The 22,636-nt window shown below is 70.9% G+C and carries 16 protein-coding genes and 2 pseudogenes; 12 read left to right on the top strand and 6 right to left on the bottom strand.

Features of this window, described 5'->3' with window-relative positions; translation table 11 throughout:
- Positions 1-10: 10 nt before the first annotated feature.
- The 4 genes from AB0M54_RS07415 to AB0M54_RS07400 are packed head-to-tail and all read left to right on the top strand — an operon-like array spanning position 11 to position 2,934.
- Complete coding sequence (locus AB0M54_RS07415; RefSeq protein WP_364469733.1) at positions 11-1,504, top strand: NCS1 family nucleobase:cation symporter-1; 1,494 nt, start codon at positions 11-13, stop codon at positions 1,502-1,504.
- Positions 1,494-2,225, top strand: a complete 732-nt coding sequence (locus AB0M54_RS07410) for an aspartate/glutamate racemase family protein (RefSeq protein ID WP_364325220.1) — start codon at positions 1,494-1,496, stop codon at positions 2,223-2,225. Before AB0M54_RS07415 ends, AB0M54_RS07410 begins: the two co-directional genes overlap by 11 nt.
- 53 nt (positions 2,226-2,278) lie before the next feature.
- Positions 2,279-2,518 (top strand): type II toxin-antitoxin system Phd/YefM family antitoxin, encoded by a 240-nt coding sequence (locus tag AB0M54_RS07405; protein WP_364325217.1) that lies wholly within the window; start codon positions 2,279-2,281, stop codon positions 2,516-2,518.
- A gap of 2 nt (positions 2,519-2,520) precedes the next feature.
- Positions 2,521-2,934: a type II toxin-antitoxin system VapC family toxin gene (locus tag AB0M54_RS07400; RefSeq protein ID WP_364469731.1), complete on the top strand. Its 414-nt coding sequence runs from the start codon at positions 2,521-2,523 to the stop codon at positions 2,932-2,934.
- Positions 2,935-2,974: 40 nt separating this feature from the next.
- On the opposite strand, the gene AB0M54_RS07395 is transcribed toward AB0M54_RS07400, so the two are convergent.
- Complete coding sequence (locus AB0M54_RS07395) at positions 2,975-3,640, bottom strand: DUF998 domain-containing protein (RefSeq protein WP_364469729.1); 666 nt, start codon at positions 3,638-3,640, stop codon at positions 2,975-2,977.
- Between the two features lie 112 nt (positions 3,641-3,752).
- Here AB0M54_RS07395 and AB0M54_RS07390 point away from each other — a divergent pair, with 112 nt between their 5' ends.
- Positions 3,753-4,418 carry a hypothetical protein gene (locus AB0M54_RS07390; RefSeq protein WP_364469727.1) on the top strand — a complete coding sequence of 222 codons (666 nt, stop codon included), beginning with the start codon at positions 3,753-3,755 and terminating at the stop codon, positions 4,416-4,418.
- Here AB0M54_RS07390 and AB0M54_RS07385 read toward each other — a convergent pair whose 3' ends face one another.
- Positions 4,419-5,648 carry a phytase gene (locus AB0M54_RS07385; protein WP_364469725.1) on the bottom strand — a complete coding sequence of 410 codons (1,230 nt, stop codon included), beginning with the start codon at positions 5,646-5,648 and terminating at the stop codon, positions 4,419-4,421.
- A 102-nt stretch (positions 5,649-5,750) separates the two neighbouring features.
- Here AB0M54_RS07385 and AB0M54_RS07380 point away from each other — a divergent pair, with 102 nt between their 5' ends.
- On the top strand, positions 5,751-8,492 hold the full coding sequence (locus AB0M54_RS07380) for an alpha-amylase family glycosyl hydrolase (protein ID WP_364469723.1): 2,742 nt from the start codon (positions 5,751-5,753) through the stop codon (positions 8,490-8,492).
- A 45-nt stretch (positions 8,493-8,537) separates the two neighbouring features.
- Here AB0M54_RS07380 and AB0M54_RS07375 read toward each other — a convergent pair whose 3' ends face one another.
- Positions 8,538-10,208 (bottom strand): caspase family protein, encoded by a 1,671-nt coding sequence (locus AB0M54_RS07375; protein ID WP_364469721.1) that lies wholly within the window; start codon positions 10,206-10,208, stop codon positions 8,538-8,540.
- Positions 10,208-10,591 carry a hypothetical protein gene (locus tag AB0M54_RS07370; RefSeq protein WP_364325199.1) on the bottom strand — a complete coding sequence of 128 codons (384 nt, stop codon included), beginning with the start codon at positions 10,589-10,591 and terminating at the stop codon, positions 10,208-10,210. Before AB0M54_RS07370 ends, AB0M54_RS07375 begins: the two co-directional genes overlap by 1 nt.
- A 252-nt stretch (positions 10,592-10,843) precedes the next feature.
- On the opposite strand from AB0M54_RS07370, the gene AB0M54_RS07365 reads away from it, so the two are divergent.
- Entirely contained in the window at positions 10,844-11,131 is a 288-nt protein-coding gene (locus tag AB0M54_RS07365; protein WP_364469719.1) for an FtsX-like permease family protein, read from the top strand.
- Positions 11,132-11,211: 80 nt separating this feature from the next.
- Here the strand turns inward: AB0M54_RS07365 and AB0M54_RS07360 are convergent, their stop codons facing one another.
- Together AB0M54_RS07360 and AB0M54_RS07355 are read right to left on the bottom strand one after the other, a co-directional pair.
- Positions 11,212-11,871: an MBL fold metallo-hydrolase gene (locus AB0M54_RS07360; protein WP_364470039.1), complete on the bottom strand. Its 660-nt coding sequence runs from the start codon at positions 11,869-11,871 to the stop codon at positions 11,212-11,214.
- On the bottom strand, positions 11,868-12,572 hold the full coding sequence (locus AB0M54_RS07355) for a maleylpyruvate isomerase family mycothiol-dependent enzyme (RefSeq protein ID WP_364469717.1): 705 nt from the start codon (positions 12,570-12,572) through the stop codon (positions 11,868-11,870). Before AB0M54_RS07355 ends, AB0M54_RS07360 begins: the two co-directional genes overlap by 4 nt.
- 201 nt (positions 12,573-12,773) lie before the next feature.
- Between AB0M54_RS07355 and rsgA the strand changes: the two genes are divergently transcribed.
- From rsgA to uvrC, 5 genes and pseudogenes are all read left to right on the top strand, one after another.
- Complete coding sequence (rsgA, locus tag AB0M54_RS07350) at positions 12,774-13,787, top strand: ribosome small subunit-dependent GTPase A (RefSeq protein ID WP_364469715.1); 1,014 nt, start codon at positions 12,774-12,776, stop codon at positions 13,785-13,787.
- A gap of 67 nt (positions 13,788-13,854) precedes the next feature.
- Positions 13,855-15,567, top strand: a complete 1,713-nt coding sequence (locus tag AB0M54_RS07345; RefSeq protein ID WP_364325185.1) for a hypothetical protein — start codon at positions 13,855-13,857, stop codon at positions 15,565-15,567.
- Positions 15,568-15,705: 138 nt separating this feature from the next.
- Positions 15,706-18,609, top strand: a pseudogene (gene uvrA, locus AB0M54_RS07340) (excinuclease ABC subunit UvrA); the annotation flags it as partial.
- Positions 18,610-19,532: 923 nt separating this feature from the next.
- Entirely contained in the window at positions 19,533-20,054 is a 522-nt protein-coding gene (locus AB0M54_RS07335) for a Rieske (2Fe-2S) protein (protein WP_364325182.1), read from the top strand.
- 254 nt (positions 20,055-20,308) lie between these two features.
- Positions 20,309-22,267, top strand: a pseudogene (gene uvrC, locus AB0M54_RS07330) (excinuclease ABC subunit UvrC); the annotation flags it as partial.
- Positions 22,268-22,636: the final 369 nt, after the last annotated feature.

The following is a 22,636-nucleotide window of genomic DNA, read 5'->3' as shown; positions in this document are numbered from 1 at the left end:
GTTTGACCCCATGGCCGACATCATTGAGGCCGCCGGACATCCGGTGGGCAGCGGATTCACCAAGCCGGAGTACGACCCCCGGCTCTCCAACGAGGACCTCGCCCCGCTGCGGAAACAGACGTGGGGCTCGTACAACATCTTCGCGTTCTGGATGTCCGACGTGCACAGCGTCGGCGGGTACGTGACCGCGGGCAGCCTCTTCGCCCTGGGCCTGTCGAGCTGGCAGGTGCTGGTGGCGCTGGTCGTCGGCATCACGATCGTCTACTTCTTCTGCAACCTGGTCGCCCGGCCCAGCCAGGTCACCGGCGTGCCGTACCCGGTGATCAACCGCTCGTCGTTCGGCGTGCTCGGTGCCAACGTGCCGGCGATCATCCGCGGGCTGATCGCGGTCGCCTGGTACGGCATCCAGACCTACCTCGCGTCGGCCGCCCTCGACGTGGTGGTCCTCAAGCTGTTCCCGTCGCTGATGCCCTACGCCGACGTCGGCCAGTACGGCTTCCTCGGGCTGCCGCTGCTCGGCTGGTGCACGTACGCGCTGCTCTGGGTCCTGCAGGCCGCCGTGTTCTGGACCGGCATGGAGACGATCCGCCGGTTCATCGACTTCTGCGGGCCGGCCGTCTACGTGGTGATGTTCGTGCTCTGCGGCTACCTGATCCACAAGGCCGGCTGGGGCTCGATCAACCTGACCCTGGGCGACGTCAAGTACAAGGGCTGGTCCGCGGTGCCGGTCATGCTCGGCGCCATCGCGCTCGTGGTCTCGTACTTTTCCGGGCCGATGTTGAACTTCGGGGATTTCTCCCGGTACGGCAAGAGCTTCACCGCGGTCAGGCGCGGCAACCTGCTCGGCCTGCCGGTCAACTTCCTGGTGTTCTCGCTGCTGGTCGTGGTCACCGCGTCGCTGACCATCCCGGTCTTCGGCGAGCTGATCACCGACCCGGTGGCGACGGTGTCCCGGATCGACTCCACCTTCGCGATCGTGCTGGGCGCCCTGACCTTCACCATCGCCACGATCGGCATCAACATCGTCGCCAACTTCATCTCGCCGGCCTTCGACTTCTCCAACGTCAGCCCGCAACGCATCAGCTGGCGGGCCGGCGGGATGATCGCCGCGGTCGGCTCGGTGCTGATCACCCCGTGGAACCTCTACAACAACCCCGACGTCATCCACTACACGCTGGAGACGCTGGGCGCCTTCATCGGCCCGCTGTTCGGCGTGCTGATCGCCGACTACTACCTGATCCGGCGGCAGAAGGTCGACGTGGACGACATGTTCACGATGGACCCGGGCGGCCGCTACCACTACCACAAGGGCTACAACCCGGCCGCGATCATCGCCACCGCGGTCGGCGCGATCATCGCGGTGATCCCGGTGCTGTGGGCCGGCGGGCCCGGCATGCACGACATCGCCCAGTACAGCTGGTTCATCGGCTGCGGCCTCGGCTTCGTCACCTACTACCTGCTGGCGCCGGTCTACCGGGTGCGGGAACTGTCCCGTGTTGATTAGGGTCATCAACCCCAACACCACGGCGTCGATGACGGCGCTGATCGAGCGGAGTGCCCGGGCCGTCGCCGGCCCGGGCACCGTGATCGAGGCGGTCACCTCGCCGATGGGGCCGGCCTCGATCGAGAGCCACTACGACGAGGCGCTGGCGGTGCCCGGCCTGCTGGCCTCCCTGTCTTCTTCGTCCGCCCCGCCTGACGCTTTTGTGCTGGCCTGCTTCGGCGACCCCGGCCTGGACGCGGCCCGGGAGGTGGCCCGCGGTCCGGTGATCGGGATGGCCGAGGCGGCGATGCACGCGGCGGGCTTCCTCGGGCGGGGCTTCAGCGTGGTCACCACGCTCGACCGCACCAAGGGCCGGGCCTGGGAGCTGGCCGCGCGTTACGTCCCGCCCGGGGCCTGCCGCGGGGTGTACGCCTGCGACATCCCGGTGCTCGCGCTGGAGTCCGACCCGGCGGTGCTCGAGCGGGTGGTGGATCTGGCGCGTACGGCCCTGGACCGCGACGGATCGGACGTGATCGTGCTGGGCTGCGCCGGCATGGCCGACCTCTGCGCCGCGGTGTCGACCGAGCTGGGTGTCCCGGTCATCGACGGGGTGGCCGCGGCCGTGACGATGGCCGAGGCCCTGATCCGGCTGGGCGCCACCACCTCCACCCGGGGCGAGTACGCCCCACCGCCGCCGAAGTTGTACACAGGCGCCCTCGAGGACTTCGGGATTTCTGTCTAGTCTGTCTAGGCGGTGCTATTCTCGTCGGTGGGGGTAGCCGAATGATCTGGCAGGTGCAGGATGCGAAGCAGAGATTCAGCGAGTTGTTGCGGGCCGCTGAGGCCGGCGAACCGCAGATCGTCACGAAACATGGCGAGCAGGTGGCTGTGATGATCGACATCGTGGAATACCGGCGGCTGCGCGGCGAGACCGTCGGGTTCATGCAATTCCTCCAGTCCGGTCCGACGATCGACGGCGACCTCGACATCGAACGCTCGTCGGCCCCGCCCCGCGACCTTGACCTCGGCGGCTGAGCGTGGCCTTCCTGCTGGACACCAACGTGGTGTCCGAGATGCGCAAGAGCAGACCCGATCGCAACGTGGTGGCCTGGTTCCGGGACAACTCCGCGGCCGTGGCCTACATCAGCGTGCTCGTCGTGGGGGAGATCCGCCGCGGGATCGAACTGACCCGCCCGGGCGACCAGGGCCGGGCCGACGCGCTCGACTCGTGGCTCGATCAGCTGGTCAAGGTCTACCAGGACCGCGTCCTGCCGGTGTCGGTGGCCGCGGCCGAAGAGTGGGGCCGGCTGCTCGCGGTCCCACAGCCACCGCCGGTGGTCGACGCGCTGATGGCCGCGACGGCGAAAGCCCACCGGCTCACGCTGGTCACGCGCAACGTCAAGGACGTCGAGCGGACTGGGGTCGCCGTGGTCAATCCGTTCGAGAATTAGTCGCCGTGGCGCGTGGTCGTCGTTCGAGGCGCCTGCCGCGCTACCCCGTTGGAGTGACACGGCGGCGGCTGATCGCCAGCAGGGCCAGCCAGAGGAAGCCGGTCGACAGGCACAGGCGTTGCCACAGGCCGGCCGTCGTGGCCCAGGGGTCGACGCCGAAGAAGCCGAGCATCGCCACGCCGAACAGCGTCGCGAAGGCCAGGGCGCTCACCATCGAGTAGACGGCGAAACCCCGGCGGGCGAACGTGATCGCGGCGGCCACCATGGCCAGCGTCAGCGCGGCGAAACCGGGCAGCGCGAAGGCCAGGTTGTGCAGCTGGCCGTGCCACGTCAAGACGGTCGCGCCGACCGGGTCGGACCGGAGGACGCCCGCGCCGATCAGCCCGATTCCGCAGGTCATGACCAACGCGGGGACGGCGGCCGCACCCCGGCCGGGGCGCAGGCTGCGGCGCAGGCCGATCGCGAACAGCACGACCAGCAGTCCACACACGACGAAGTTCGCGACCTGGGCCCAGCCGAGCGGGCCGAGAGCGAGCGAGCTGACCGGGTGGCGCACGACCGAGTAGCCGTCGCCGTGGACGGCGCCCAGCGCCAGGTAGCCGGCGGTGAAGAGCGGGCCGGCGAGCAGGCCGAGGGCGAGCAGCCGGCTGGCGCGCGACGGGGGCCGCGCGGGGGTCGCGGCGGCCACCTTGGTCAACACGGTCATGGCGTCAACCGTAGTTGACACGGGCCATGGGTGTCAACGTTTGTTGACGCGGGCCGTCCGTCAGTCACCGGCCGAGGAGAGACAGGGCCGTCCACGACCTCGGAGACCGCAGATGACCGAGTACGACCAACGCAACGAGAAGCGCCCGTCGACCGGGCGCCGGACCAATGTCATCGCCATCGGGGTGGCGGTCGTGGCCGTGCTGGTGGCCGTCGCCGCCTGGGTGGTTCCCGGCAGCGAGCCCCAGGCGTCGCCCGCCGCGATCATCACGGTGCCGGCCACGACAACGGCCGAGCCCTCGCCGCCGCCCCTGGAAAGCGCGGAACCCACGGAGAGCGCGGACCCCAGCGAGCCTGCCGCCGACCCGTCCTCCAGCGAGTCCGCCCCGGTGGACGCAGTGGCCGGAGCGGAACCGCGGCGGGCCGAGAGCATCACGCTGAACAACGGATACGTGGTGGATCTGGACACCGACAACCCGAACTGGAACGTGCGCGACTACTGCGACAACTGCGATCTGGACTTCGACAACGGGTTCATCAACAAATGGGGAGGCGGCCTGTCGAGGTTGCAGCCGGGCGACCCGGGCACCCTGGCGACCTGTGAAGCCGCCACCGCCTACACCGAGGTGATCGGGCGGCGGGAACTGAAGCCGGGTTTCCGCTTCTGCGTGGCGGGGCGGAACAGCAGGGCTGTCATCGAGGTCACCAAGGCGAACAACATGAGCGACGACTTCGTCGGCGACGACTCGGTGATCTTCGACGTGAAGGCGTGGTTCTGATCAGACCGCGCGTAGCCAGCTTGGCTGGACGAGTTTCCGCCAGTCCACGACCTTGAAGTTGGTGCTGACCCGGCCCTCGTCCGGCGTGTTCTCGCCGTCGTGCAGCACGAGCAGGCCGCGCGGGTAGCCCGGCAGCGGCACCGCGGTAGCGGCCGCGCCGTCGGAGTGCTGAACCCCGTCGACCCGCGGGCCGTCGGCCACGACGAAGTTACCAACTAGTCGGTTGGTACGTCGGTCGTACACGAAGAACGTGCTGTCGCCCTGGCCGCTGACCAGCAGATAGCCCTCGCCGCGGCCGGCCGGGTAGATCGTCGCGCCCTCGACGTCGGCGTGGATCCGCCCGCCCTCGCCCGGGTCCACGCCGGGCACGCACTCCTCGGTCGACGGGTCGTACGTCGCCGGCACGCCGAACTCGGCCGTGCGCTCGACGATGGATCGCCGGCCGAACCGCCCGTCGGGGCTCAGCCCGATCCGCCACAGCCCGACATCCTCCTGACCGGCGTAGAGCACGTTTCGGTCGGCGTCCACGACCATGCCCTCGACCTGCGGGTCCTCACCCGGCTCGGCGCAGGGCGTCCACGAGCTGCCGTCCCGCAGCGTGAACGCCTTCGGCAGGTCGAGCGTGTCCACCTTCCGGTAGGTCACCCGATCCTTCTTCGCCACCAGCTCGAACGTGCCCAGCCGGGTGGCGTGGCGGCGGCTGACCACCGCGACGGCGCCGCGCATGGCCAGCCCGTACCCGGTCGCCTGCGCCCCGACCTCGGCCTGGTCCCGCGAGAACAGAAGCGGGGCGTCGCCGACGGTGACGTCGGCCAGCTTCGCCGCGACCGGGTCGATGCGATAGACCCGGAGCTGGTCGCGGCCGCGGTCGGTGACCACGGCCAGATCGGTACGCCGGCCGCCCAGCCGGAACCCGCTGACGACGTCCACGTTGTTGAAGCGTCCGCCGGCCGGGACCGGGATCGACTGCACCTCGCGTCCGCCCAGGTCGTACACCCGGAGTCCGCCGTTCTTGGCGGTACCGATGATCCGGGTGCGCGCCCGGTCCCACGGGTGGATCCAGATCGCCGGGTCGTCCGCGTCGGCGTCCCCGCCCGCTTCGTCGTCGAAGAGCGCCGGCGTCTCCACCGCCGCGACGATCCTCCTCGGCGCGGAGGCGAGGGCCGGGACCGGCGCCACACCGGCGCCGGCGACCGCCAGAAGTACGACAAGTCCTGATCGAAGGCGCATGGCCGAACGCTCCCGCATCGATCTGACCACCACATGACCGTCACCTGAACGCGCCCTACGTGCTTGAATGTTTCCGCTGCGTTAAGCACGGGAGGAACCCACATGCGCATCCGCCGCGGTCTGGCCGTCCTGCTGTCCACCGTGCTCGCGGGCGGGGTGATCGCCACGCCCGCGCAGGCCGACGCCGGCCTCCCCGGCCGCCACGGGCTGCGCGCCCCGGTCACCGACGAGAACTTCTACTTCGTGATGGCCGACCGCTTCGCCAACGGCAGCGCCGCCAACGACCGCGGCGGGCTCGGCGACGACCCGCTGGTGTCCGGGTTCGACCCGGCCCGCAAGGGCTTCTACAACGGCGGTGACCTGGCCGGGCTGCGCGAGCGCATCGACTACATCCAGGGGCTGGGCACCACGTCGATCTGGCTGACGCCCAGCTTCAAGAACAAGGCGGTGCAGCTCGAGGACGGGCCGTCGGCCGGGTACCACGGCTACTGGATCACCGACTTCACCCAGATCGACCCGCACCTGGGCACCAACGCCGACCTCAAGGCGCTGATCGACGCCGCGCACCAGCGGGGCATGAAGGTCTACTTCGACATCATCACCAACCACACCGCCGACGTCATCGGGTACGAGGAAGGCGCGCGGCAGCCGTACGTGTCGAAGGACGTCTCGCCGTACCGCAGCGCCGCAGGCAAGGTCTTCGACGATCGTGACTATGCCGGGACGGGCGATTTCCCGACGCTCGACCCGGCGACCTCGTTCCCGTACACGCCGGTGCTCGACCCGGCCGAGCGCGACCTCAAGGTCCCGGCCTGGCTGAACGACGTCACGCTCTACCACAACCGCGGCGACACCACGTTCACCGGCGAGAACTCGCTCTACGGCGACTTCTTCGGCCTCGACGACCTGTTCACCGAACACCCACGCGTGGTGCGCGGCATGACCGACATCTACAAGACGTGGATCAGCGACTTCGGCGTGGACGGCTTCCGGATCGACACCATGAAGCACGTCAACGACGAGTTCTGGCAGCGGTTCGGCCCGGAGATCCTGCGGTTCGCCCGTGCGCACGGCAAGACCGAGTTCTTCATGTTCGGCGAGGTCTTCGACACCAGCCGGCCGTTCACCTCACACTTCACCACCACCGACAAGATGCAGGCCGTGCTCGACTTCCCGTTCCAGGAGGCGGCGCGCGACTACGCCTCGCGCGGGCGGCCGGCGGCGGCGCTCGGCGGCTTCTTCACCGGCGACGACTGGTACACCGACGCCGACTCCAACGTCTACGAGCTGCCGACCTTCCTCGGCAACCACGACATGGGCCGGATCGGCGGCTTCGTGCGAGCCGACAACCCGGGCGCCGGCGACGCCGAATGGGTGGCTCGCGACCGGCTCGCGCACGAGCTGATGTACTTCTCCCGCGGCAACCCGGTCGTCTACTACGGCGACGAGCAGGGCTTCACCGGTCCCGGCGGCGACCAGGACGCGCGGCAGACCATGTTCGCCAGCCGGGTGCCCGACTACCTCGACGACGACCTGCTGGGCACGGACGCCACCCACGCGCAGGACAACTTCGTCGCCACCCATCCGCTCTACCGGGCCATCGGCGACCTGGCCACGCTCACCCGGCAGCACCCGGCGCTGCGCGACGGCGCCCACCAGCATCGGTACGCCGACCAGGACGCCGGCGTCTACGCCTTCTCCCGCGTCGACCGGCAACGGCAGCGCGAGTACGTGGTCGCGCTCAACAACAGCGAACAGCCGCGTACGGTCGCCGTCCCGACCTACCTCGCCCGTGGCGACTTCGCCGCGATCTACGGCGCGTCGGGTCGTTCCCGGTCGGCGGCCGACCGCCGCCTCACCGTCACCGTGCCGCCGCTGTCCACCGTGGTCTACCGATCCGCCGGCCGCATCCCGGCCGCCGGCCGGGCGCCCGCGGTGTCGCTCGGCGCTCCCACCCCGGTGTCCGGGCGCATGCAGGTGACGGCCGACGTCGGGAGCGACTCGTTCAACGAGGTCACGTTCTACGCCAAGGCGGGTCGCGGCGACTGGAAGCCGATCGGCACCGACGACACCGCGCCGTACCGCGTCTTCCACGACGTCTCCGCCCTGCCCACCGCGACCAAGCTTCAGTACCGCGCGGTGGTCCTCGACAACGCCGGCCACACCCGGGCCTCGTCCCCGGTCTCCGCTGCCGTGCCTTCGCCGACGATCACCATCGAGGCGCCCGCCGAGGCCGCCAACGTGCGTGGCACGGTCGAGGTGCGCGCGGTCGCCAACCCCGAACGGGCCTCCCACGTGGTCCGCTTCGAGCGCAGCGTCGACGGCGGCCGGTGGACCACGATCGGCCGCGACACGTCGTCGCCCGCGTACACCGTCTTCGACAACCTCGCGCCGCTCAACCTGGCGGCCGGCGCCCAGGTCCGCTACCGCGCGATCCTCGCCGAACCGGACGGCACCCGGGTGACCAGCGCGGTGCGCACCGTCCGGTACGCCGGGCCGCCGGTGACCGTGGCGACGCTGCGCTACCACCGCCCGGCCGGCGACTACGACGGCTGGGGCCTGCACCTGTGGGGCGACGGCATCGACCCGGCGACGCTGGCGCGGGTCGCGTGGGACCGGCCGCTGCCGCCGGCCCGGATCGCCGGCGGCTGGGCCGAGTTCGACATCCCGCTGACCGACGACACCAAGCCGGTCAACTTCATCATCCACACCCCGAGCGGCGACACCGTCCCCACCACCCGCGAACCCGGCGGCGACCGCTCCTTCACCCCGATCGACAACCCCCAGATCTGGCTCGTCCAGGGCGACCCCACGATCCACACCACCCCGCCGGCCACCACGTAGGGCCCGTTCTGCCGCTCTGGGCCCCGCCCCGCTCTCGGCTGATCGTCAGGACTGGCCCTGAGAGATGACGGGATCCGTCGATCCGGTCGTGTCCGGCCCCTTCGACACCGAGAGCGACACCGACCCACCGCACCCGTTCTCCGTGCCACCCGGCGGGTCCTGGCCGACCACCGTCCCCTCGGGCGCGGGGGAGAACACCTGCTCGATCCGAGCGGTGCGCCCGGCCGCGCTCAGCACGTCCCTGGCCGTGTCCACCGTCTGACCGATCACGTTGGGCACTTCGCACCGCGGGGGCGGATCGGTGGTCTTGTGCTTGGTGCCGACCGGGGGCACCTTGACCTCGTTGGTGGCCGCCGTGCCGCCCGTGGTCGCCGCGCTGGTCGCCGAAGCGGTCACCTCGACCAGCGACGGGATCGGCGTGGTCGGGCCCGACGGCGGTTCCCGGTCCCACCACAGCGGCACCAGCGCGCCGGCGGTCAGGAGGACGGCCGCGGCGGCCACCACGAGCCACTTCTTCTTCCGTCGTCGGCCGCCGCCGGATTCCGCCGGGCGAGGAGGATCGGCCACGGCGTGCGGCATCGGGACCCGGGCCAGAACACGGGTCGGCGGCACGGGCGTGCGCGGCACGGTCGCGTCCGGCACGGTCGCGGTCGGCTCGGCCGTGGTGGGCGCCGGCCGGCTCGATCGCTCGACGGTGACGTGGATCCGGACCACCTGGGCCGTACCCGAATCGCGGTCTCGCACCACGACCTTGCCGCGGTTGGGGCCCGGGCGCGGGCGCAGGCCGATGGTCAGGCGACCGCCGCTCACCTCGGCGCTCAGCCAGGCGTCCGCGGTCTCGGCCGTGCAGTTCACGGGCGCGTCGGTGAGCGGGTAGATCTCGATCACTTCCGGGGTGAGCCGCTCGTCCGACCCGACGTCGCGCAACGTGATCACGTTCTCGGACAGGACGAACGACGGATCGCCGGCGCGGGCGGCGGCCACGGCCGGAGCGGCCGGTACCGGGGCGGCGGGGCGTTTGGCCAGGGTGACCGCCGCGTCGCCGTCGAAGCGGCAGTGCGGGATCTGTTTCGTGGTGGCGGTCAGCTTCTTGCGGACGTAGTCGAAGATCTCGCGCAGGTCGAGGTAGCCGTCGCCGTCGCTGTCCTCGGCGGCGCCGAGCAGGCCGGTGACCAGATGCTCGGTGAACAGGCTGGTACCGGTCGGCACGGCCGCGTCGTTGGCCAGCGCCGTGCCCCGGGTGCTGGACACCACGTAGCGGCCGGGGCCGGCGAGCGGCGCCGAGACGTCGCCGCCCTTGAACATGCCGCTGCTGCAGCAGTCCAGGATGATCACGGTGCAGCGGGCCACCGACTGCTCGATGAACTCGTTGATCCGCACGTTGCTGACCGCGGTCCGGAGCAGCTTGTCCGACCGGGTGTTCCGGCCACAGAGGAAGAGCTGGTTGCGCTCGTCGAGCAGCCCATGACCGCTGTAGTAGAGCAGCAGCAGGTCGTCGCGGTGGGCCGCCGAGAAGAACGTGTCGAGCTCGTCGAGCAGGTCGTGCGAGCTGCGTTCGATGACCAGCCGGACGTTCTCCTCGGCGAAGACGCCGGTCGCCGGGTCGACGAGCGCGCGGTGCAGCCGGGCGACGTCCTTGGTCGGGGCGTTCAGCGGATTGAGGCCCGCGTCCGACTCGAACGCGCTGTTGCCGATGAGCAGGGCCCGGTACGTCATCACCGCTCCTTGGCGAGCTCCGTTGCCGCTGTGATGAGGGGCGCCAGGGCATCGGCCCCGGCGTTCTCGGCCGAGACGCGCACGGACCGGGGATTGCCCTCGGCGTCGGTGAAGGTCAGCTCGACCGAGCGGTGGCGGTCGCGCTTGACCCAGGTGGTGATCAGCTGGACGGCGACGCTGAACACGCCGGCCGAGCCCAGGGACAGGATGAGCTGGTCGACCGCGCCCTTCGTGCCGGGCACCGGCGTCCGGCGCACGCCCACCGCCCCGGTGTCCCGGCGAAGATCCCGCACGAGGGTGGCGGTCTGGGTGAGCCAGCGTGGATCGTCGTCGTCGTACCGGTCGTTGCTCGCGACCAGTCCGATCTCGAGGGTGTCAGGCATCGGCGCTCCACATGGACCGAGGGGGGTTCCTTCATCTGGCTAGAGAAGGGACACAAGGTCGAAATACAGTGATCCCGTGCTGAGGTTCGTCGTCTCGCAACTGCGCGGCCGCCCTCGGCGTGTGCTGGCCATGCTGGCCGGCATCCTGGCCGCGACCACCGGGTTCATCGTGCTCAGCGGCTCGGCGACCACGTCGCAGATCCGCACCAAGGGCGCGCCCCTGGGGGACGGCGCCGACCTCGGGTCGCCATCGTGCAGGCCGCCGACCGCAAGGGCCTGCTGCTGTCCGGCCCGGTCCTGGTGGTCTGCGTGCTGTTCCTGGGCAACGCGGTGGCGGCGGCCGTCCGCGACCGCCGCCGCGAACTGGCCGTCCTGGCCTACCTCGGCTGGCCGGCCGGTCGCCTGGCGGCGGCCATCATGGGCGAGGTGGCCCTGCCCGACCTGACCATCGTGGTGGCCACCCACGAGCACCAGGTGGCCGACCGCTGCGACCGGGTCCTCCGCCTCCACGACGGCCGCCTCACGGCCGACGACCGGTGACGCCGAACGGCTACCTCGGCAAGGGCTTCTCCAACGTGTGGACGATGTTTCCCTACTGCCAGAACGGATGAGAGCCGGGCTCACCAGCCGCGAGCGCGCCATTCGGGCAGGGCCGGGCGCTCGGCGCCCAGGGTCGAGTCCTTGCCGTGGCCCGGGTAGAACCAGGTGTCGTCGGGGAAGCGGCCGAACAGCTTCGACTCCACGTCGCCGATCAGGGACGCGAAGTTCTTCTTGTTGCCGCGGGTGTTGCCGACGCCGCCGGGGAACAGGGAGTCGCCGGTCCACAGGTGGGCGGTGCCGGACGGGTCGCGGTAGGCCAGGGTGATCGAGCCCGGGGTGTGGCCCACGATGTGGATCACCTCCAGGGTGCAGTCGCCGACCGCGATCGTCTCGCCGTCGGTCACCGTGCGGGTGACCACCGGGATCTCGGGCGCGTCGTCGGTGTGGGCCACCGACTCGGCGCCGGTCGCCCGCACCACCTCGGCCAGGGCGGCGGTGTGGTCGCCGTGGCGGTGGGTGGTGATCACCGCGGTCAGGCCGGCCGGGCCGATCAGGTCGAGGAGGCGGTCGGCCTCGTTGGCCGCGTCGATCAGCACCTGGCTGCCGTCGGACGCGCACCGCAGCAGGTAGGCGTTGTTGTCCATCGGGCCGACCGACAGCTTGGTGATGGTCAGGCCGGGCAGCTCGCGGACGGCGGGCGCGCCGCCGGAGGTGACGTCGCCGGTGTAGTCGCTCATCATTTCCACCTCGGAACCACGGGAAGCTCGCCGTCGGGCGAGACGGTCAGGTCGGCGCCGTCGCCGCGGCCGGAGAGCCAGGCCGCGATCGAGCGGGTGGGCCCGCCCACCACGGGCGCGTCCGGGTCGCCGCCGATCAGCAGGGGATGGTCGACGCCGTACGGCCGGAGCACCGCCGCGAACCCGTCGTCGCCGAACCCGGTCACGATCTCTCTCAGCAGCCGCAGCGCGAAGGCGTCGGACCACTCGTCCGGACCGTACCCGGCGGCCAGGTCGACGTGGTGCACCTCCACCTCGCGCAGCCGGGCCCACGGGATCGCGGCCGCCGACTGGCCGGTCGGCTCGAGGAAGAACGTCCAGGCCTCGGCGGTCATCGTGGCCGCCGCGTCGGCGAAGCGCTCGTGCGACTCGCGGACATCGACGACCTGGTCGCGGAGGGACCGTTCGGCGCCACCCTCGATGCCTTCGGTGCGGGCCTGCGGCGACGCGTACGCGGGCGTCTCCACCCCGGTCCGGGCCCAGGTCAGCAGGTTGGTGTAGGCGTCGGCGTTGCGGGCCACATGGGTCAGCACGTGTCCCACGGTCCAGCCGGGCAACGCCGAGGGCCGGGAGACGGCCAACGGCTCGAGGCCCTCGGCGGTACGCAGGAGGCGCGCCGTGGCGGCCTCGACATCGGTCATCAGCACGAGCGGATCGATGGTCACGATGAAGACCCTATCCGCCGCGCCCCGAGCGCCCGCACCGGAATTCGCTTTCCCGCCGGTGAGAGCGCACGTACCGTCGGTTTCAGGACCTCGATCGGAGCTCGCGGAAGGGGGTGGGTCTCGTGCTGCGCGTCGTTGGTGCGTCCCGTCTGCCGGAGAGCTGGGGCTGACGCCCGTCTCTCCCTTTTACTAAGGGCTTCCATGAAACAGGACCTGTCCCAGCTCGGCTGGGACGATACGTTCGCATCCTCCTATCGACCCGCGACCGACTCACAACCCGCCCGGGTGCTGCGCGCCGAGCGTGGCGTCTGCACCGTCCTGGCCGCCGACGGCGTGCACCGCGCCTCGCTGGCCGGCGGGCTCCTGATCACCGCGGCCGGCGACCCGGCCCGGCTGCCGTGCTCCGGCGACTGGGTGGTGCTCCGGTTGTGGCCCGACCGGCGTACCACTGTGGAAGCCGTTCTGCCCCGGCGGACCACCCTGATCCGCCGGACCGCCGACAAGGACGCCGGCGGGCAGGTGCTGGCCGCGAACATGGACACCGTCGCCGTCGTCGAACCGATGCATCCGGCGCCGGACAGCGCCCGGATCGAACGGCTGCTGGCGCTGGCCTGGGAGTCGGGCGCCGAGCCGGTGCTGCTGCTCTCGAAGGCCGACACCGCTCGCGACCCCGCCGCCATCGCCCGGCAGATCGGCGAGATCGCTCCGGGCGTACCCGTGCACGCCGTGAGCGTGACCAAGCGCAAAGGTCTGGCCAAACTGCGAGCGCTGGTCCCGCCCGGCCGCACCCTCGCCCTGCTGGGCCGGTCCGGCGCGGGCAAGTCGACGATCGTGAACGCGCTGGCCGGGGCCGATGTGATGCCGGTGCAGACGATCCGGACGGACGGCAAGGGACGGCATACGACCGCCTACCGCAACCTGGTGCCGGTGCCCGGCGGGGGAGCGGTGCTCGACACACCGGGCATCCGGGGCGTGGGCCTGCTCGACACCGAGTCGGGGCTGGATCAGGCGTTCGCGGACATCGCGGGGCTGGCGGTGTTCTGCCGGTTCGGTGACTGCCGGCACGAGGCCGAGCCGGCGTGTGCGGTGCGTGACGCGATCGCCACCGGCTCGCTGACCCGGCGCCGCCTCGACAGCTGGCGCAAACTGCACAAAGAGGTAGCCCTCGAGAGCGCCCGGCTGGCTGCCGCCGGACGGCGGAAGCGCCGCCTCTAGACTCCTCGGGGTGCAGGCCGATCTTTCTCCGGGCCCAGTTCGAACCGCCCGCGAGTGGTGGGCCTGGGTGAGCTTCCCGGCGCTGGCCGCCCTGGTGCTGATCCGGCTCTGGGCCGACCCGAGCGGCCGGGTGCTGTCGCACAACGACGACGACCACGGCTTCTTCCTCTTCGTGGTGGCGCACGGTGAACGGGTCCTGTTCCACGGGGACAACCCGTTCTTCTCCGACCGGCTGAACGTGCCGGACGGCGTCAACATCATGGCCAACACCACGGTCCTGGCCCTGACCCTGCCGGTCGCGCCGATCACCCACTTCCTCGGCGCCGCGGTCTCGGTGGTGCTGCTGCTCACGCTCGGCCTGGCCGGCACCGCGGCCGCCTGGTACTGGGTGTTCTCCCGGCACCTGGTGACCAGCCGGCTGGCGGCCTGGATCGGCGCGCTGTGGTGCGGCTTCTGCCCGGCGATGGTGTCGCACGCCAACGGGCACATCAACTTCGTCAGCCAGTTCGTGGTGCCGTTCATCGTCTGGCAGGTGATCCGGCTGCGTGAGCCGGGCCGCGCGGTGCGCGGCGGCGTCACGCTCGGTCTGCTGATCGTGCTGCAGGTCTTCATCAACGAGGAGGTCCTGCTCTTCGCGGCCCTCACGCTGGGTGTCTTCGTGATCGCGTACGCCCTGATGGCGCGCTCCGAGGCCAGGGCGGTGGCCGGCCGGGTCGCCGCGGGAGTCGGTGTCGCCGCGATCACCTCGGGCGTGCTCCTGGCGTACCCCCTGTGGTGGCAATTCACCGGGAAGGGCAGCTACCAGGGCCAGCCCTTCACCCCCGACGAGTACGTCACCGATCTGCTCTCGCTGGGCGCGTACGCCCGCCAGTCGCTGGCCGGCAACTCGTACGTGGCGGGCGTCCTCAGCGTCAGCGGAACCGAGGAGAACACCTTCTTCGGCCTGCCGCTGCTGGTCCTGCTGGTGATCGGGACGCGCCTGGTGTGGCGCTCGGTCGCCGCCCGCTCGGTGGCGATCGCCGGCCTGGTCATGCTTCTCGTCTCGATGGGCCCCCACCTGCGGGTCTCCGGCACGACCACGACGATCCCGCTGCCGTTCGGGCTGATCAGCCACCTGCCGGTGATCAACCTGGTCAGCGTGACCCGGTTCGCGATGGTCACGGCCACGGTCGTCGGCGTCCTGCTCGCCCTGATCATCGATCGGGGGGTACGCCTGACCGGCCGCTCGCGGCGCTGGTTCCTGATCGGGCTGGCCGTGGCGCTGGTCCCGGTGCTGCCCAAACCGCTGCCGACGATCCCGGCCGCGCCGCTGCCGCCGTTCATCGCCGACGGGATGTGGCGTGACTACGTCGCCGACGACCGCAGCCTGGTGCCGGTGCCGCTGCCCGAGGTCACCACGGGACGGGAGGCGATGCGCTGGGCCGGGCTCAGCAACCTGGCCTTCCGGGTGCCGCGCGGCTACTTCATGGGGCCGGCCGGTCCGCCCGGCAACCTCACCGGCTCCTGGAACGCGCCCCACCGGCCGACGTCGGTGCTGCTCTGGAAGGTTCGGGAGTACGGGCAGGTTCCGCCGTTGACCCCGGAGGACCGCTCGGCGGCCGTGGCGGACCTCACCTATTGGCGGGCCGCGGTGGTCGTGCTGGTGCCGGGAAGTCGTAACGTTGATGCGCTCGGCGTCACGCTGACCGATCTGCTCGGGCGCGATCCGCAGCAGGTCGGCGGGGTGCTGCTCTGGGACGTGCGGGATCTCCCGGTGCCTCCGCTTCGCTCCAACGAGTGACGGTTGGCCCGCCGGATCTGCGGGAATGTGCGTCAGGTGCACGACGCTGTACTGCGTCGGCCCGTTCTTGTCATACCTCGTGGCTAGAGTGGCCGCGATTCTGCTGACTCTCATACACATGTACGGAGCGCCTGCCTGATGGCCGACCGACTGATCGTCCGCGGCGCGCGGGAGCACAACCTCCGCGACGTCAACCTCGACCTGCCCCGCGACGCGCTGATCGTGTTCACCGGGTTGTCCGGTTCCGGCAAGTCGAGCCTCGCGTTCGACACCATCTTCGCCGAGGGCCAGCGGCGATATGTCGAGTCGCTGTCGTCGTACGCGCGGCAGTTCCTCGGGCAGATGGACAAGCCCGACGTCGACTTCATCGAGGGCCTGTCCCCGGCCGTCTCGATCGACCAGAAATCCACCTCGCGCAACCCGCGGTCGACCGTCGGCACGATCACCGAGGTGTACGACTACCTGCGGCTCCTCTTCGCCCGAACCGGCGTCCCGCACTGCCCGGTGTGTGGCGAGCGGATCAGCCGGCAGACCCCGCAACAGATCGTCGACCGGGTCCTCGCCATGGAGGAGGGCACCCGGTTCATGGTGCTCGCGCCGGTGGTCCGCGGCCGCAAGGGCGAATACGTCGACCTCTTCGGCGAACTGCAGGCCAAGGGGTACGCGCGAGCGCGCGTCGATGGCGTGGTCCACCCGCTGACCGAGCCGCCGAAGCTGAAGAAGCAGGAGAAGCACACCATCGAGGTGGTGGTCGACCGGCTCAGCGTCAAGGCGGCCAGCAAACAGCGGCTGACCGACTCGGTGGAGTCCGCGCTCGGCCTGGCCGGCGGCATCGTCCTGCTCGACTTCGTCGACCTGCCCGAAGACGACCCGGCCCGCGAACGGCGCTTCTCCGAACACCTCGCCTGCCCCAACGACCACCCGCTGGCGATCGAGGACATCGAGCCCCGGGTCTTCTCCTTCAACGCGCCCTACGGCGCCTGCCCCGAGTGCACCGGCCTGGGCACCAAGAAAGAGGTCGACCCCGAGCTGATCATCCCGGACGAGGAGAAGAGCATCCGCGAGGGTGCGATCCAGCCCTGGTCCGGCGGCTCGACCCTGGAATACTTCCTGCGCCTGCTCGAAGCCCTCGGCAAGTCGGAGAAGTTCAGCGTCGACACCCCGTGGCGGCAGCTGCCGTCGAGGGCGCAGAAGACGATCCTGCACGGCTCGGAAGACCAGGTCCACGTCCGCTACCGGAACAAGTACGGCCGTGAGCGGTCCTACTACACCGGCTTCGAAGGCGTGATCCAGTGGATCGAGCGCCGGCACACCGACACCGAGAGCGACTGGTCGAGGGACAAGTACGAGGGCTACATGCGCGACGTGCCCTGCCCGACCTGCGGCGGCTCGCGGCTCAAGCCCGAGGTGCTCGCGGTGACCATCGCCGGCCGGAGCATCGCCGAGGTCTGCAACCTGTCCATCGGCGAGTGCGCCGAGCTGCTGTCGACCATCGAGCTCGACGACCGCCAGAAGATGATCGCCGAGCGGGTGCTCAAGGAGATCAACGCGCGGCTGCGGTTCCTGGTCGACGTCGGCCTCGACTACCTCTCCCTCGACCGCGGCGCCGGCACCCTGTCCGGCGGCGAGGCCCAACGGATCCGGCTCGCCACCCAGATCGGCTCCGGCCTGGTCGGCGTCCTCTACGTGCTCGACGAACCATCCATCGGCCTCCACCAGCGCGACAACCACCGGCTGATCGAGACGCTGGTCCGGCTGAAGAACCTCGGCAACACCCTGATCGTGGTCGAACACGACGAAGACACCATCCGCACGGCCGACTGGATCGTCGACATCGGCCCCGGCGCCGGCGAACACGGCGGCAACATCGTGCACAGCGGCTCGGTGAAGGGCCTGCTGGCCAACAAGCAGTCGCCGACCGGTGCCTACCTGTCCGGCCGCAAGAAGATCCCGCTGCCCGGCCACCGGCGTCCCCAGACGGCCGGGCGCGAGCTGGTCGTGCAGGGCGCGCGCGAACACAACCTGCGCAACCTGACCGTCGGCTTCCCGCTCGGGCAGTTCATCGCCGTCACCGGGGTCAGCGGCTCCGGCAAGTCGACGCTGGTCAACGACATCCTCTACACGGTTCTGGCCAACACCATCAACGGCGCGCGCATGGTGCCCGGGCGACACACCCGGATCAGCGGCATGGAACACGTCGACAAGGTGGTCGGCGTCGACCAGTCGCCGATCGGCCGCACACCACGGTCGAACCCGGCCACGTACACCGGCGTCTTCGACAACGTCCGCAAGCTCTTCGCCGAGACCACCGAGGCCAAGGTCCGCGGGTACGGCCCCGGCCGGTTCTCGTTCAACGTCAAGGGCGGCCGCTGCGAGAACTGCGCCGGCGACGGGACCATCAAGATCGAGATGAACTTCCTGCCCGACGTCTACGTCCCCTGCGAGGTCTGCAAGGGCGCCCGCTACAACCGCGAGACGCTCGAGGTGCACTACAAGGGCAAGACCATCTCCGAGGTGCTGGAGATGCCGATCGAGGAGGCGTCCGGCTTCTTCGAGGCCATCCCCGCCATCCACCGCCACCTCAAGACCCTGGTCGACGTGGGTCTCGGCTACGTACGCCTGGGTCAGCCCGCCCCCACCCTCTCCGGCGGCGAGGCGCAGCGCGTCAAGCTGGCGTCCGAGCTGCAGAAACGCTCGACCGGCCGCACGGTCTACGTGCTCGACGAGCCGACCACCGGCCTGCACTTCGAAGACATCCGCAAACTGCTGATGGTCCTCAACGGCCTGGTCGACAAGGGCAACACGGTGATCGTGATCGAGCACAACCTCGACGTGATCAAGACCGCCGACTGGCTGATCGACATGGGCCCCGAGGGCGGCAACAAGGGCGGCCTGGTCCTGGCCGCCGGCACGCCGGAGGAACTGGCCGAGGTGGTCGAGAGCCACACGGGCGCCTTCCTGCGGCCGGTCCTGGGCCTGTCCGGCGAGCCGGCCGGCTCGGCCAAGGCGGTGGCCCGGGCGGCCAAGGCCAACGGCGCCCGCCCCGCGGCCAAGTCGACCGCCGCGGCGGCGCTGGCGGGCGGCCGGCCGACGGCCACGGCGGCTGCGGCCAGATCGTCGGCCACTTCGTCGGCCACTTCGGCGCCGGCGAAGGCGCCGGCCAAGGCGGCGGTCGCGGCCAAGGCGTCGAACGGCAGCCGGACCACCACGGCCAAGGCGCCGGCCGCGGCCCGGACGCCGGCCGCCAAGTCGGCCGCGGCGGCCAAGCCCGCGGCGGCGAAGTCGGCTGCGGCCCCATCGGCGGCGGCCAAGTCGGCGTCTCCGGCGGCCGCCAAGGCTCCGGCCAAGAAGGCGCCCGCGCGCTCACGAGCCAAGACCTCCTCGTAGCCGACGTCTCACCAGCGAGCCCGCGCCGTGTGCGCGGGCTCGCTTTGTTTGCTCCCGTGGCATCTCTGGCTTCGCGTGGGGCTGCCCGCGCGGGCCCCGCTCGGGTGGCGGTCTCGTGCGTGGTGTGGCGGTCTCGTGCGTGGTGTGGCGGTCTCGTGCGTGGCGTGGCGGTCCCGCGCGTGGCGTGGCGGTCCCGCTCGTGTTGGTGTTCGGCTTGGCGGCCTGTGGACGACGGGTGGAAGTTGTCGTACCTCGGGCCTACGTTTGGCCCACCCATGACAGGGGTGGGGGAGGTGGCGGCGCGCGCGTGGGGATTCGAAAGCAACTGTGCGTGATGTCCTGGTTTCGATCCGCTACGGGTGGTGAGGGGGCGCCGTTGTGACGTCTGTCGCGCTCGCTAACCTGGGAAATCCCTGCAAATCCAGCGCCGATAGCGGGAAATTAAGACAATTCTCAGGCTCGTGGGCTAATAATTGCAGCTTCAAGTTATGAACCGCTCGACGGGCAGAAGCGTATTCAGTGGCAACGCCGCGTGACCGTCGTGCGCGGACAGACGGGTACTGGGAGGGTTCCGACAGATGACTGACGTGCAGACGAGGCCCGAGGCTGAGACCACCTGCGAGCACCGGGGCACCGGCGCGCCTCGCCGGGCGGTCTTCGCGGGGGCCGGCGCCGTCGGCGCCGCCTGCCTGCTGGCGGCCTGCGGCACCAACAGTGGCTCCGGGCAGAACCAGCCGGGCTACACCACCGACCCGGTGCCGGCCGGCAGTGCCAGCCCGGGCGCCGGCAATAACGGTGGCGGCTCCACCTCGGGTGGCGGCGCCGCCCTGGCCGCGGTCGCCGACGTGCCGGAGGGCGGCGGCATCATCAAGGGCGACCTGGTGATCACCCAGCCGCAGGCCGGCACCTTCAAGGCGTTCAGCAAGGTGTGCACCCACCAGGGCTGCGACGTGAGCAAGGTCGACGGCGGGGTGATCTTCTGCCCGTGCCACAAGAGCGAGTTCTCGATCACCGACGGTTCGCCGCAGAGCGGGCCGGCGCGCCAGCCGCTGCCGGAGACCCAGGTCAAGGTGGACGGCGACAACATCGTCGCGGCCTGACCGGCCGACCGCGGAACGGCCCGACGCCCGCGTCGGCCCGGTGATGGGGCCGGCCGGACCGTGCCGGCCAGGTATCCCGGCGGGACGAGGGCCGCGCCGGACGAGAGGGCCGGCGGCCGGCTCGACCTGGTCGCCTGGGGGCCGCCCGGGGCCGCGAAGACAGCGAGAGCAAGGCCGGAGGCCCGACGCCGTGGCGGCGGCAACGGACCTCCGGTCGGGCCATTCTGTCAGGGGTCCGCATTACTGTGGGACCCGTGCCTGACCCGTCCAGCTATCGACCCGCTCCGGGGACCATTCCCGACGCTCCGGGTGTCTACCGCTTCCGTGATCCCCAGGGCCGGGTCATCTATGTCGGCAAGGCGAAGAGCCTGCGCAGCCGGCTGAACTCCTACTTCGCCGACACCTGGTCGCTGCACGCGCGTACGCAGCAGATGGTGACCACCGCGGGCTCGGTCGACTGGGTCACGGTCACCAGTGAGGTCGAGGCGCTCCAGCTCGAATACACCTGGATCAAGGAGTTCGACCCGCGCTTCAACGTCAAGTACCGGGACGACAAGTCGTACCCGTTCCTGGCCGTGACCTTGAACGAGGAATACCCGCGGCTGCAGGTGATGCGCGGCGCCAAGCGTAAGGGCGTCCGCTATTTCGGGCCTTATTCCCACGCGTGGGCCATCCGCGAGACGCTCGACCTGCTGCTGCGCGTCTTCCCGGCCCGAACCTGCTCGGCCGGCGTCTTCAAGCGCTCGGGGCAGATCGGGCGGCCCTGCCTGCTCGGCTACATCGGCAAGTGCTCGGCGCCCTGTGTCGGCACGGTCAGCGCCGACGAACACCGCGCGATCGTCCTCGACTTCTGCGACTTCATGGGTGGCAAGACCGACACCTTCGTCAAGCGGCTCGAGCGTGACATGCTCGCCGCCTCCGAGGAGCTGGAGTTCGAGCGGGCGGCCCGGCTGCGGGACGACATCGCGGCGCTGCGCCGGGCGATGGAGAAGCAGACCGTGGTGTTCGGCGACGGCACCGACGCCGACGTGGTGGCGTTCGCCGAAGACCCGCTGGAGGCGGCCGTCCAGGTCTTCCACGTCCGCGACGGCCGGGTGCGCGGCCAGCGCGGCTGGGTGGTGGAGAAGGTCGAAGATCTGAGCACGGGCGATCTGGTCCATCACTTCTGCTCCCAGATGTACGGTGCGGAGCAGGGCGGCGACGTGCCCAGGGAGATCCTCGTCCCGGAGCTGCCGTCGGATTCCGCGGCGCTCGACGAGTGGCTCTCCGACAAGCGCGGCGGCAGGGCCACGTTGCGCGTACCGCAGCGGGGTGACAAGCGGTCGCTGATGGAGACCGTGGCCCGCAACGCCGGCGAGTCTCTGGCGCGGCACAAGCTTCGCCGGGCCGGCGACCTGACCACCCGCAGCAAGGCGCTCGACGAGATCGCCGAGGCGCTCGGCATGGAGTCGGCGCCGCTGCGCATCGAGTGTTTCGACGTGTCCCAGATCCAGGGCACCGACGTCGTCGCCAGCATGGTCGTCTTCGAGGACGGGCTGGCCCGCAAGAGCGAATACCGCCGCTTCGCGGTGCGCGGAAACCCCGACGGCAGTGGTACGGACGACCTGGCCGCGATGAGCGAGGTGATGCGCCGGCGGTTCGCCCGGTACAAGGCACAGGCCGACGCCGACGCGCCCCGGGACACACCGGAGTCCGAAGTGGACGACGGCGGCGGGGCGGTGAGCGGCGAGATCGCCACCACCGAGCTGCCCGGCATCGACCCGCTGACCGGCAAGCCGCGGCGGTTCGCCTACCCGCCCCAGCTGGTCGTGGTCGACGGCGGCCAGCCACAGGTGAACGCCGTCGCCGCGGTCCTGTCCGACCTGGGCATCACCGACGTGGCGCTGTGCGGGCTGGCCAAGCGGCTCGAAGAGGTGTGGCTGCCGGGCGACGACTTCCCGGTCATCCTGCCGCGTACGTCCGAGGCGCTCTACCTGCTCCAGCGGGTGCGCGACGAGGCACACCGGTTCGCGATCACGTTCCACCGGCAGCGCCGGTCGAAGCGGATGACCGCCTCGGCCCTGGACAGCATTCCCGGCCTGGGTGAGACCCGGCGCAAGGCGCTGCTGCGCCACTTCGGGTCGCTCAAGCGCCTCGGCCAGGCCACCGTGGAAGAGGTCACCGAGGTCCAAGGCATCGGCAAGCGCACCGCCGAGGCCGTGCTCGCCGCCCTCCGGCCCGCGGCCGGCGAGAAGACGGCGGCCGGCGAGAACGTGGCGCCCGCGTCCGCGGCGGGAACGGACCCGGCCGACGGAGCCGACCTGACCCAGGCAACCGCGGGCGAGCCGAAGACGGGTGGCGCCGGCCGGACGAAGTCGGGCGCCAATCGCAGCAAGGCCGCCCGCCCGGCCCGCCGGCCCGCCTCCGACGAGACGTGGGCGGGCGGCGCAACGGTGGGGGACGGCGCAACGGTGGGGGACGGCGCAACGGTGGGGGACGGCGCGGGTGACGACCGGGTGGACGGTGGGCCACCGGGGCATGACGTGAGGGCCGGGAGTGCCCAGGAGGGCTGACCGATCGGGTAGCGGACAGTGCGTCCCGGG

It is taken from the genome of Actinoplanes sp. NPDC051470, assembly GCF_040682035.1.
Lineage (GTDB): Bacteria > Actinomycetota > Actinomycetes > Mycobacteriales > Micromonosporaceae > Actinoplanes.
This window is presented reverse-complemented; position numbering and strand designations above follow the sequence as displayed.

Bases quoted from the DNA above. Each gene is read 5' to 3' on its own strand.
- AB0M54_RS07395 (WP_364469729.1), bottom strand. From the start codon at position 3,640: ATGACCGTGTTGACCAAGGTGGCCGCCGCGACCCCCGCGCGGCCCCCG.
- AB0M54_RS07390 (WP_364469727.1), top strand. From the start codon at position 3,753: ATGACCGAGTACGACCAACGCAACGAGAAGCGCCCGTCGACCGGGCGC.
- AB0M54_RS07375 (WP_364469721.1), bottom strand. From the start codon at position 10,208: ATGACGTACCGGGCCCTGCTCATCGGCAACAGCGCGTTCGAGTCGGAC.
- rsgA (WP_364469715.1), top strand. From the start codon at position 12,774: ATGAAACAGGACCTGTCCCAGCTCGGCTGGGACGATACGTTCGCATCC.
- AB0M54_RS07415 (WP_364469733.1), top strand. From the start codon at position 11: ATGGCCGACATCATTGAGGCCGCCGGACATCCGGTGGGCAGCGGATTC.
- AB0M54_RS07385 (WP_364469725.1), bottom strand. From the start codon at position 5,648: ATGCGCCTTCGATCAGGACTTGTCGTACTTCTGGCGGTCGCCGGCGCC.
- AB0M54_RS07370 (WP_364325199.1), bottom strand. From the start codon at position 10,591: ATGCCTGACACCCTCGAGATCGGACTGGTCGCGAGCAACGACCGGTAC.
- AB0M54_RS07380 (WP_364469723.1), top strand. From the start codon at position 5,751: ATGCGCATCCGCCGCGGTCTGGCCGTCCTGCTGTCCACCGTGCTCGCG.
- AB0M54_RS07335 (WP_364325182.1), top strand. From the start codon at position 19,533: ATGACTGACGTGCAGACGAGGCCCGAGGCTGAGACCACCTGCGAGCAC.
- AB0M54_RS07360 (WP_364470039.1), bottom strand. From the start codon at position 11,871: ATGATGAGCGACTACACCGGCGACGTCACCTCCGGCGGCGCGCCCGCC.